This is a genomic window from Tepidibacter sp. Z1-5, assembly GCF_037844525.1.
GTDB lineage: Bacteria > Bacillota > Clostridia > Peptostreptococcales > Peptostreptococcaceae > Tepidibacter_A.
Genome location: NZ_JBBMMD010000082.1, coordinates 22,078 through 34,459 on the forward strand (window position 1 = coordinate 22,078; position 12,382 = coordinate 34,459).

A 12,382-nucleotide genomic window follows, 5' to 3' on the forward strand; every position below is an offset into this window, starting at 1 on the left:
GTATTATATGATATAATATAATGTAAGGATTAATGATAAAATAAGAGGTGCTAAAATGTTAAATTCAGATAACACTAGCATAAAAAGTTTTTTGATTAAAAGTATGGTGATTTTTATTGTTATGATGACAGTTATAAGAGAAGGTAATAACCTGATGAGACAGTACAGACAATTTTTAAGAGAATGTGAAACTTTGAAACTAGAGTATATACAAGATCAAAAAGAATTGCTAAAAAATGAAATGAATAGAGTATTTGAATATATAGAATTTGAAAAAAACAATACATATGAATTGTTAAAAGAAAATTCTAAATATACAGATGGGGAAATAGAAGAAATAATAAAGCGAAGAGTTATAAAGTTTGTATCAAGCATTCACTTTGGCGATAATAATGAACAATATATGTTTATATTAACTTATAACGGGCTTGAACTTGGAAATGGTAAATATCCAGATATAACAGGCAAGAATATATGGAATATGAAGGATATAGATGGAGTTAAAGTAAATCAAAGACTTATAGAAATGGCTAAAGAAAGTGAAGATGGAGTATATATAATTCAAAAATGGATAAAGGATACCAATAAATTAGACCATGATAAATTATATTATGCAAAGCCTGTTCCTGAATGGGGCTGGGTTATAGGTTCTGGTATATACATAGATGATATTGAGAAACATATAAAAAATAATGAATTGATACTAAAGGAAGCATTCAAAGAAGAACTTGAAAATTTTGCAATACTTATGGTTGTAATGATGCTAATAGTAAGTATATATATCAAAAGAATAAATGATAAGATAGATAAAAAAATAGAATTTGTAGTAGATTTTTTTGAAAGAGCTTCAAAAGAAAGGACATACATAGATACAGAAGAATTAAAATATACAGAATTAAAAAGAATGGCTATATCTGTTAATAGTATGATAAGAGACAGATATGATATAGAAAATAGAATACAACAGATGAATATACAACTTAAAGAAATGAGTATAACAGATGGACTAACAGGGCTTTATAATCATAAATACATATATATAATATTAAAAAAAGAAATAGAAAAAGCCTATATTTTAAAAAGTGATTTATCTATAATAATGTTTGATATAGATCATTTTAAAAAAGTAAATGATCTATATGGTCATCAATTTGGAGATGATGTTTTAATTAAAATATCTAATTATATTAAGCGATATATTGGTAAAAATGGATTTGTTGGAAGATATGGAGGAGAAGAATTTCTGATAGTATTACCGAATGCAGATATAGAAAAAGCATATAAAAATGCAGAAAATATAAGAAATGGAATAAAAACTATTGAATTTGAAAATGAAAATCTTATAGTTACAATAAGTGGAGGCGTGGTTCAATTTAAACATGAATCATGCAAGGATATAGTAAATATAACAGATCAACTATTATATAAAGCAAAAGAAAGTGGAAGAGATAGAATTGAAAGAGGAGACATAATATGAGAAGAAGAAAAATAAAAGGTGCAGATGAAAAGTTATTATCATATGATAAGCAAGTGATAATAAATCCAGCTGATTTCAAAGGAGAATGGTCTCAAAAATTTAATAATGACAATCCTATATATATAGAAGTTGGAACTGGAAGAGGAAAGTTTTTGACTACTTTAGCAAAACAAAACCCAAATATAAACTTTATAGCAATGGAAATAAAAGAAGAAGTATTATTAAAGGCTGTTCAAAAAGCTGATGAAGGTGAATTAGATAATATACTTTTTATATGGGGAAATGTACAGAACATACTAGAATACTTTGAAGAGAAAGAGATAAGCAGACTATTTATCAACTTCTGTGATCCGTGGCCTAAAAAGAGATGGGCTAAAAGAAGACTTACACATAGTAATTTTTTAGATATGTATAATAAAATACTTACTGATGATGGTGAGATTCACTTTAAAACTGATAATGAGAAGTTATTTGAATTCTCACTTAATGAAATATCTGAATATGGTCTTAAGTTACAGAATATTTCTCTTGATTTAGCAAATAGTGGGTTTGAGGGAAATGTTACAACTGAGTATGAAGATAAGTTTATGAATCAAGGAATGAAGATATATAGATGTGAAGGGAAAAAGAGGTAGATAATATTATCTACCTCTTTTTTGTCAATAATCATAAATAGGCACTTAAGCGAAAATGAAGATAATTAAAATACCACTACTTAATTAATCTTTTAATAAAACTAGAGATTGTATCTTATTAAATATCCTAAAACTTCTTAAACTCCCTTAAGGTCAAACAACGAAGTTTCTTAACGGATATTTAAACGATACAATCTGAGTTTTATAGTAAAAGATTAATCAAAAGTAGCTAATATTTAAATTATCCTCATTTTAAATTAACTTATATAGAGATGCTTAAAGGTTTTTTGCGAAAAAACAGAACTAAGAATAATGTAAAAATGGAATATCAAAAAATTAGTAAGGATATAAAAGAGAGGTATTGTAATGAGTAAAAAAATACTGAAATTAGAATCAGAGAGGTTGATTTTGAAACCTTTATCTTTTGAGGAACTAATATATATTACAAGTAATATGATTGAAAGTATTGGAAATTCAATTGAATTTGAAGCAATATCGGATATTGTAAAATGTGCAACCGCAAAAAAGATAGAAAAAATGAAAAATATTAATAAAGATATCCATAAATGGTATACATATTGGTTAATTATCGATAAAAACAATAAAAAAGGTATAGGATTTATTGGTTTTAAAGGAGTACCAGATAAAATGGGGTATTCAGAAGTGGGATACAGTATATCTAGAAATTACAGGAAGAAAGGACTTATGACTGAAGCATTGTCACTTATGATAAATTGGGCTTCTACTTTTAGTGATTGCAAGGGTATCATAGCAAAGCGTGTCTTAAAGTCAAATATAGGGTCAAATAGAGTTTTAAATAATTGTAATTTTGATTTAATTGATTCTGTGAATGGTGAAAATACTTACCTTCTTAAATTTTAATGAAAAAGATTAATATATCCAAATAAATTGAATTAAAATAGCGGTAATGTATGTTTATATTATGTTATAATAATTAATAGGAATTATAGTCTATAGAGGGTGGTTCCATTTACTAATTATATATACGATAAAGTAAAAAACCACCCGAATGCGAGTAAGGGTGGTTTTGAGCTTGATGTTAAAATCAAGTTTAAAAATAAAAACTAATTTCAGTTAATTGGAATCACACTCTACTGCTAAATAGACTGTAATTCTTTTTTTATGCAATTTATAAATGTAATTTTTATTACACTTATATTATACCCAAACTATACATGAAGTACAATTATATTTTTAATTATTCTAATTAAAATTTTTTGATATCTCACATAAAATCAAATAAAGCATATATTCAAAATCTCTAAAATAAAGACTTTTTAATATAACTAACTTATAATGTAATAAAGGGAACGTTCAATTAAAATTAAGCTAATTTAAAATACTGAAGAAAAGGTGAGTTGAATGAAAAAGATCAGCATAATAAGCTATACTTTATCAGAAATCAATACCTACTATGAGCAGATAAAAAGCTTGTTCTCACAAAATGTAAATATTGAAAAGTTTTGTGTTGATGAAATAAATAATGAGATAGATTCAGATGTAGTTCTAGTACCTTCTTACAATGTATTTGAAACTATAAAAAAATATATAAAGAATAAAGCTGAATTAGTTATATTAAATAGAACTATATCAAAGGATGCGTTTGAAAGAATTATGAATATTAAAGCAGGAAGCAAGGTATATTTATTAGATCATAATTATCAGATGGCTCTTCAAATGACCTGTGTAATGTATCAACTAGGTATTAGACATATAGACCTTATACCTATATGTAAAAGTGTAAAAAAAGATATAGGAGATAATGAAATTATAGTATTTAAGGATTGTGAAAGTCAAAATTCCAATACTATAAATATAGGAAATGCACTATTAGATATTAGTACCATTATAGATATTGGTGTAAAGCTAGACTTAGTAGATATACTACAAAGACAGGATATCAAAAAAAGTTATAAAGAAATAGTTACTAAAGATGTTGGTCTTTCTAATGTTATGGGAAGAACAAACCAATTTGAAAGTCAGCTTGATATATTACTTCAAGTTGCAGATGATGGAATAATAGGTGTTGATTCAAATGGGCAAATATATTCTTGCAATAAAAATGCACAAAGTATTATCGGTTATAAAAAAGAAGAAATAGTAGGAAAATATATAAGTAAAATATTGACGACGATACCATTTGAGTATGCTATAAAAAAGTTAAAAAGTATAAAAGAAAAACTTATAAAAGTAAATGGATATGATGTAGTAGTATCTATTCATCCTATAATACATTCTAATAAGCAATATGGAGCAATAGCTATATTAAAAAAATTTAGTGATACAGAAATAAAGCAGCATAAATTAAGAGCACAATTAATAGGTAAGGGTCATAAGGCTAAGTATAGGTTTGATGATATCATTGGAAACAGCGATATTATAACTAAAACAAAGGATATAGCAATTAGAATGTCTAAATCAGATTCATCAATACTTATAAGTGGAGAGAGTGGAACTGGTAAAGAATTATTTGCACAAGCTATACATAATAATTCTTCAAAAAAAAATTATCAGTTCGTAGCTATTAACTGTGGAGCTTTTCCTGAGAGTTTACTCGAGAGTGAACTATTCGGATATGAAGAAGGTGCTTTTACAGGAGCTAGAAAAGGTGGGAAACCAGGGCTTTTTGAACTTGCACATAATGGAACCTTATTTCTAGATGAAATAGGTGAAATGCCTATCAATCTACAGAAAAGATTACTTAGGGTATTACAGGAAAGAGAAGTTATGAGGATTGGCGGTGATAGGCTTATAAAAGTAAATATAAGACTTATAGCTGCAACTAATAGAAATTTAAAGGAAATGGTTAAAAAAGGAGATTTCAGAGAGGATTTATATTATAGACTTAATGTATTACCTCTCAAAATTCCAGCGCTTAGAGCTAGAAAAGAAGATATATTGATTATAATAAACGAAATGAAAAAAAAATCAGGATATAATTTCAATTTAACTGGGAGAGCTAAAGAAAAGCTTATAGATCACACTTGGAGAGGTAATATAAGAGAACTTAAAAATTACATAGAATATTTTTCTAATATAGGTATTGATTGTATAGATATAGATGATTTGCCTTTTAAAGAGGAAAATTTTAATTCAATAGTATTTAATTCTCATGAAAAAAAACTGTTAGATAAATTTAGAGACGATGTGGGAAAAGATGAATACAAGTATGTATTTATATTAAAAGAACTTGAAGAGGGTTATAAAAATGAAAAAAGACTTGGAAGAAGAACCTTATATGATAAAGCAAAAAATGAAGGAATATTTATAAGCGAACAAGAAATCAGGCTTATACTCATAAATCTTGAAAAATTTATGATGGTAGATATAAATAAAGGTAGACGTGGAACTAATATAACTAAATATGGAATTAAAGTTGTTGAATATTTAAGAATGGGTTAAATGGTATTGATTATAATACCATTTAACCCATTTTTATTTTGTAAATTTTAAAATACATCAATTTGCATTTGAGTACTATATTTACAATTAAATAACGTTTTCCTGCGTTGTGAGCAAATAAGTCTATTACAAGTCATTAAAGATGCTAGTAATACTTTAACATGAAACAGATTTTATTTACAAAAAAGCACAATCTTGCGTAGATAATAAGGTGGCATAGAACTTGCTTAATATAAAGATAATTCCTAAAATTTTACAAAATAATATTTAAGACATCTTGGTAGGCAAATGTTAATTAAAGTTAGTTAAGTTTTACTTTATAAATATAGAGGGGTTGAGATTATGAGTAAAAATATATTTAGAAAAGAAGTCGCTTCTATAAAACCGTATATACCTGGAAAGTCTGTAGATGAATTAAAGAAGGAATTAGGTATTGAAGATATTGAAAAACTTGCATCTAATGAAAATCCATTAGGCCCATCTCCTAAGGCCATTGAGGAAATAAAAAAAGAATTAGATAGTATACATATATATCCAGATCCTAACTGTACTAAGTTAAAAGATGGATTATGTGAAAAGTATAATTTAGAACATGAAAACATAGTTGTAGGTAATGGAGGAGAAGAACTTTTAAAGATAATAGCTCAAACTTTTATAAATGAAGGCGATGAGGCTATAATGGCTAATCCTACATTTGGAAAATATGCGAGTGAAGTTCTTTTTATGGGTGGTGTTGCTCATCAAATAGAACTTAAAGATTATAAGCATGATTTTGAGAAATTCGTTCAAAAGATAAATGATAAAACAAAATTAATTTATGTATGTAATCCAAACAATCCAACTGGAAATATAATGACAAAAGAGGATATTGACTATTTAGTAAAGAATACTCCAGAAGATGTAGTTTTAGTATTTGATGAAGCTTATTATGAGTATGCTATAAAGAATGATAAGTATCCAGACTCTTTAGAGATATTAAGAACAAGACCAAATACTATTATACTTAGAACATTCTCAAAGGTTTCAGGGATTGCATCTGTGAGAGTTGGATATTTACTTACATCAAGTGAAATAGCAAGTGCTATGAATAAGATGAAGATGGTATTTCATGTTAATAGATTAGCTCAAGCTGCAGGAATTGGAGCTTTAGATGATGCTAATCATATAGATAAAACTGTAAAGCTTAATTATGAGTGTATGGATATGATGGAAAAATATTTTGAAGAGAATGACATGGAGTATATAAAGTCTAATGCAAACTTTATATTCGTAAATGTTGGACTTGATTCAAAATTAGTATTTGAAGAATTACTTAAAAAAGGAATAATAATAAGACCAGGATATCTTTGGAATTGGAAAGACTGGTTAAGAGTAAGTACAGGAACTAAAGAGCAAACTCAAAAATTCATAGATGCATTACAAGAAGTATTAGAAGATAATAAAATACATGCTTAAATTAAGGGGGAAATTTATAATGAAAAAACTTATGACAGGTAATGAAGCTATTGCTAGAGGATTTTATGAAGCAGGTGGAAGTATAGCTTGTGCTTATCCGGGAACTCCATCTACTGAGGTTCTTGAAAATATAGCTTTATATAAAGATATATATTCTGAATGGGCTCCAAATGAAAAAGTAGCACTTGAAGTTGCTATAGGATCATCTATAGCAGGAGCTAGATCTTTAGCTGCTATGAAGCATGTTGGAGTTAACGTTGCAGCAGATCCTCTAATGACTTTTGCTTACACTGGTGTTAATGGAGGAATGGTATTAGTATCTGCAGATGATCCAGGAATGCATTCATCTCAAAATGAGCAGGACAATAGATATTATGCTAAATTTGCTAAAATCGCAATGATAGAGCCTAGTGATTCACAAGAGGCAAAGGATTTTATGAAGGATGCTATGGAAATATCAGAAAAATTTGATGTACCTGTTTTATATAGAGTTACAACTAGAGTATGTCATTCTAAAACTTTAGTTGAATTTGGAGAAAGAGAAGAAGTGGGAATAAAGCCTTATAATAAAAATATAGCTAAATTCGTTGCAACTCCAGGTAACGGTAGAAAGTTACATGTTGTAGTTGAAGATAAATTAAAGAAAATGGAAGAGTTCAGTAATGAAACTCATTTGAATAAAGTAGAGTGGAACGATAAAAAAGTGGGAGTTATAACTTCTGGTATATCTTATCAATATGCTAAAGAGGTATTTGGAGATAATGTTTCTTATCTTAAATTAGGATTTACTCATCCACTTCCATTTGGAAAAATAGAAGATTTTGCTAAACAAGTAGAAACTTTATATGTAATAGAAGAATTAGAACCTTATATAGAAGAACAATTAAAGGCTAGAGGAATTGACTGTATAGGAAAAGAGAAAATATCTAACCTAGGAGAATTAAATCCTGATATAATAGCAAGTTCTCTTTTAGGTACAGAAGGTGAAGTTGCAGCAGCTGTTGCAGAGCTTAAGGAAGATGTAATAGGTAGACCTCCAACATTATGTGCAGGATGTCCACATAGAGGATTCTTCTATACTTTATCTAAGAAAAAGAATGTAATGATTACAGGAGATATAGGATGTTATACTCTAGGTTCAGCAGAACCACTTAATGCTATGGATACATGTATTTGTATGGGAGCATCTATAAGTTCAGGTCATGGAGCTCAAAAAGCATTTAATTTCCATAATGTAGATAAGAGAGTAGTAAGTGTTATAGGAGATTCAACTTTCTTCCATACGGGAATATTAAGCTTAGTAGATGTTATGTACAATAAAGGGAACTCAATAACTGTAATATTAGATAATAGAATAACTGGTATGACAGGACACCAACAAAATCCAGGAACAGGATACACTTTAATGGGAGAAGAAACTAATCAAATAGATATCCCAAGCGTATGTAAGGCTATAGGGGTTAAGAATATAACTGTTGTAAATCCTCTTGATTTAAATGCTAATGAGGAAGCTTTAAACAAAGCTCTTGAATCTGATGAGCCATCAGTAATAATAACTCAATGGCCTTGTGCACTTAAGAAATTCTCTAAAGAAGATAAAGAAAGATTTGATTGTACACCTAAGTCTTATGAGGTTAAAGAAGATAAGTGTAAGCAGTGTAAGGTGTGCTTAAAATCAGGATGTCCAGCAATATCATTTGATGAGGTTGCTAAGATAGATAAAACTATGTGTGTTGGATGTAGTGTATGTGCTCAAGTATGTCCATTTGATGCTATAGAAAAGGTTGGTGAATAATATGTGTAATGTGAAAAATGTTTTATTAGTAGGAGTTGGAGGACAAGGAATAATACTAGCTTCAAAGGTATTATCAAGTGGATTAATAGATTCAGGCTATGATGTTAAAATGTCTGAGGTTCATGGTATGGCACAAAGAGGTGGAAGTGTTACAACTCAGGTAAGATACGGAGAAAAAGTATATTCACCTATAATAGGAAAAGGTCAAGCTGATATAATTGTTGCATTTGAAAGAGTAGAGGCTTTAAGATGGTTAGAGTATTTAAAGCCAGATGGAAAGATTGTAATAAATGATTATGCTATTCCATCAGCAACTGTTTTATCAGGAAAAGAAGCATATCCAGAAGATATAATTGAAAAGATAGAAGCAAAATATGACGATGTAACAGTTATAAATGCAGCTAATGAAGCTATAGAACTTGGAAATATAAAGGCTCAAAATATAATAATGCTTGGTGGACTTATTAAGTCACTAGGGATTGAAGATATAGATTGGGATAAGGCATTAAAAGATAATGTTAAAGAAAAATTCGTAGATTTAAACATGAAGGCTGTTAAAAAAGGTCTTGAAAGTGGATTAAAAGAAAAAGCATTATAGTAAGGCATTTATGTTTTGCTTTTTGAGTGCTCTTGTAGGGTATGTATTTGTGTTTTTGATTAAGGAAACTAATTGTAGGAATATATATTTCTACAATTAGTTTTTTTTTAGTGTCTGTGGGTTATCAAAAACTACCTACAAAAATACCGTGAATACAACGATATTTTGAATATAACTAAGCTTTTATCTTATTAATAATCTTAAAATTTACGAACTCCCTATGGTCAAACACGCAAATTTCTTAACAGATTATTAAACGCTAAAAACTAAGTTATATTAGTCAAAAATATCTAAAAATATTCACTAACATTTTTATAGGTAGTTTTAATGGTAATTCTTCTATATTAAAAACATTCAATCTTACCTCGGAATTTACCAACCACAAATTTTAGAAAAATCTTTGGAAGTATTGAAAAATAGAAGTTTACAAGGAATATTGTTTAGAGTTATAATTATATGTAAAGAGGCTGGTAAAAAAATAGAGAAATGTTGAAAAATCAATGGGTTTATAGAAATTAGTGATTTTAAGAATGGCTATTTTACTGTGCTTTAACCGTAACATGAGATGTATTTAAATTTGTTCTTAATAATTGTAACGTATCTATAATATCTCCTTTAACCGTAACATGAGATGTATTTAAATAGAATAACCCATTTAATAAAATCTAGCAATAATGGACTTTAACCGTAACATGAGATGTATTTAAATATTAAATCTTTGAAAGTTAATGGTGTAGCTCCTAAACTTTAACCGTAACATGAGATGTATTTAAATACGTCAAACTTTTTAATTACATAAATACCGAAACTACTTTAACCGTAACATGAGATGTATTTAAATTGGAATCTTTAGGAAAGAATGAAGATGGTAAATATACTTTAACCGTAACATGAGATGTATTTAAATACGGATACTCCTCTTTCTTTTATATCTTCTATAAGCTTTAACCGTAACATGAGATGTATTTAAATTCTATTCCACTCCTTCAAATAAAAAAAGCCCAAAGACTTTAACCGTAACATGAGATGTATTTAAATGTAAATTGCTTATTAGCTTCTTTTATAAATTCAAGACTTTAACCGTAACATGAGATGTATTTAAATTTTTTCATATCAACTATAGTGTCTTTTAAACTCGAACTTTAACCGTAACATGAGATGTATTTAAATTTATTTTCATAGGTTTTTACAATAAAATAAAAATCGCTTTAACCGTAACATGAGATGTATTTAAATATAATTTCCATATTATCACCCTCAAAATTGCAATAACTTTAACCGTAACATGAGATGTATTTAAATTTTGTTCCTTTTTTCTTTTTAGTATAAAACCATTCTTCTTTAACCGTAACATGAGATGTATTTAAATTAATAATAAAAGAACAGAAAATTTTACAATCTGTTCCTTTAACCGTAACATGAGATGTATTTAAATGTCTTTGATTTATTTAGTCCCCATGCATAACACATAGCTTTAACCGTAACATGAGATGTATTTAAATATTGAATACACAAACTTTAGGAAATAATGATTTTAGCTTTAACCGTAACATGAGATGTATTTAAATTCACAATAGAACCTACTAGCATAAATAATTTTTCTGCTTTAACCGTAACATGAGATGTATTTAAATTTGCGTGATCCGGAGGAATTAGAAAGAATGCTTTCCTTTAACCGTAACATGAGATGTATTTAAATTTTTTATCCCCCCTTTTCATTTCTTTTTCTTTATATCTTTAACCGTAACATGAGATGTATTTAAATAATTAGGGTTGAAATGAATAATGGATTTAACCCGTTCCTTTAACCGTAACATGAGATGTATTTAAATTTTTATTGATAGTAAAAAAGTGATTAGCTTAATAAAACTTTAACCGTAACATGAGATGTATTTAAATAAGGGTAACATATTGATAAGTATGAATGTATTCAATCTTTAACCGTAACATGAGATGTATTTAAATTGCCCGAATCAGCTGCAAGACCACGAGGGCCACCCTTTAACCGTAACATGAGATGTATTTAAATTACATTCACATTCTCCAAATACTTGCGAAAAAACTCTTTAACCGTAACATGAGATGTATTTAAATTTGTTAATTTAACTTTGTTAATACCTGTTTCTCTTTCCTTTAACCGTAACATGAGATGTATTTAAATTAGTCTAAAATCAATTTACCTTCTTTGCTTAGCCATCTTTAACCGTAACATGAGATGTATTTAAATTTGTAAATACTAACTTACACCTTATTGAATATGAGCTTTAACCGTAACATGAGATGTATTTAAATATTTTATAATATTTTTTAGAGATGAAGCTTTAAATCCTTTAACCGTAACATGAGATGTATTTAAATTTGCACTACTAAGAGTTATTTCTGCATTACTAAGATCTTTAACCGTAACATGAGATGTATTTAAATTCTATACCGAATAGTCCATTTAGTACACCTAAGACTTTAACCGTAACATGAGATGTATTTAAATATACCTTGGATTAGTAGAGAAGGACAAGAAGGATTCCTTTAACCGTAACATGAGATGTATTTAAATTACCTCTTTTACCACCCATAGGACAACCAATACATCCTTTAACCGTAACATGAGATGTATTTAAATGAATTATTTGTAGTGAAAGATTATAAATCTGAAATACTTTAACCGTAACATGAGATGTATTTAAATTGTTTATCCATATTTACCCCTCCTGAACTAAAATTTCTTTAACCGTAACATGAGATGTATTTAAATCTTTTCAGTTTGCTTGTTTGGTGTTGGGTTGTTACCTTTAACCGTAACATGAGATGTATTTAAATGAAAAAATAGGAGCTGAATTTGAATCTATAGGACACTTTAACCGTAACATGAGATGTATTTAAATCTAAATAATATTTTTGAATTACTTTCCCAACATCTCTTTAACCGTAACATGAGATGTATTTAAATTTAATGGACTTCCTGAAAAAAGTATAGCTCCTGTTGCTTTAACCGTAACATG

Annotated in this window: 7 protein-coding genes and 1 CRISPR repeat array (1 of these 8 cut by a window edge); all 7 genes read left to right on the forward strand. The window is 28.1% G+C overall.

Annotated features, from left to right (window positions below):
* Positions 1-55: 55 nt before the first annotated feature.
* Positions 56-1,477: a sensor domain-containing diguanylate cyclase gene (locus WJW32_RS14315; RefSeq protein WP_340259550.1), complete on the forward strand. Its 1,422-nt coding sequence runs from the start codon at positions 56-58 to the stop codon at positions 1,475-1,477.
* Entirely contained in the window at positions 1,474-2,112 is a 639-nt protein-coding gene (gene trmB, locus WJW32_RS14320) for a tRNA (guanosine(46)-N7)-methyltransferase TrmB (RefSeq protein ID WP_340259552.1), read from the forward strand. The genes WJW32_RS14315 and trmB overlap by 4 nt, the downstream gene beginning before the upstream one ends.
* Positions 2,113-2,478: 366 nt before the next feature.
* On the forward strand, positions 2,479-2,994 hold the full coding sequence (locus WJW32_RS14325; protein WP_340259554.1) for a GNAT family N-acetyltransferase: 516 nt from the start codon (positions 2,479-2,481) through the stop codon (positions 2,992-2,994).
* Positions 2,995-3,495: 501 nt separating this feature from the next.
* Positions 3,496-5,535 (forward strand): sigma-54 interaction domain-containing protein, encoded by a 2,040-nt coding sequence (locus WJW32_RS14330; RefSeq protein ID WP_340259556.1) that lies wholly within the window; start codon positions 3,496-3,498, stop codon positions 5,533-5,535.
* A 342-nt stretch (positions 5,536-5,877) separates the two neighbouring features.
* Positions 5,878-6,990 carry a histidinol-phosphate transaminase gene (gene hisC / locus WJW32_RS14335; RefSeq protein ID WP_340259558.1) on the forward strand — a complete coding sequence of 371 codons (1,113 nt, stop codon included), beginning with the start codon at positions 5,878-5,880 and terminating at the stop codon, positions 6,988-6,990.
* 19 nt (positions 6,991-7,009) lie between these two features.
* A complete protein-coding gene (gene iorA / locus WJW32_RS14340; protein ID WP_340259560.1) occupies positions 7,010-8,785 on the forward strand; it encodes an indolepyruvate ferredoxin oxidoreductase subunit alpha in 1,776 nt (591 codons plus the stop codon).
* Position 8,786: 1 nt separating this feature from the next.
* Complete coding sequence (locus WJW32_RS14345) at positions 8,787-9,383, forward strand: indolepyruvate oxidoreductase subunit beta (RefSeq protein WP_340259562.1); 597 nt, start codon at positions 8,787-8,789, stop codon at positions 9,381-9,383.
* A 547-nt stretch (positions 9,384-9,930) separates the two neighbouring features.
* Positions 9,931-12,382: a CRISPR direct-repeat array (repeat unit 30 nt; unit sequence CTTTAACCGTAACATGAGATGTATTTAAAT) (it continues 1,789 nt past the right edge of the window).

Bases quoted from the DNA above. Each gene is read 5' to 3' on its own strand.
- WJW32_RS14345 (WP_340259562.1), top strand. From the start codon at position 8,787: ATGTGTAATGTGAAAAATGTTTTATTAGTAGGAGTTGGAGGACAAGGA.
- WJW32_RS14325 (WP_340259554.1), top strand. From the start codon at position 2,479: ATGAGTAAAAAAATACTGAAATTAGAATCAGAGAGGTTGATTTTGAAA.
- WJW32_RS14330 (WP_340259556.1), top strand. From the start codon at position 3,496: ATGAAAAAGATCAGCATAATAAGCTATACTTTATCAGAAATCAATACC.
- iorA (WP_340259560.1), top strand. From the start codon at position 7,010: ATGAAAAAACTTATGACAGGTAATGAAGCTATTGCTAGAGGATTTTAT.
- hisC (WP_340259558.1), top strand. From the start codon at position 5,878: ATGAGTAAAAATATATTTAGAAAAGAAGTCGCTTCTATAAAACCGTAT.
- WJW32_RS14315 (WP_340259550.1), top strand. From the start codon at position 56: ATGTTAAATTCAGATAACACTAGCATAAAAAGTTTTTTGATTAAAAGT.
- trmB (WP_340259552.1), top strand. From the start codon at position 1,474: ATGAGAAGAAGAAAAATAAAAGGTGCAGATGAAAAGTTATTATCATAT.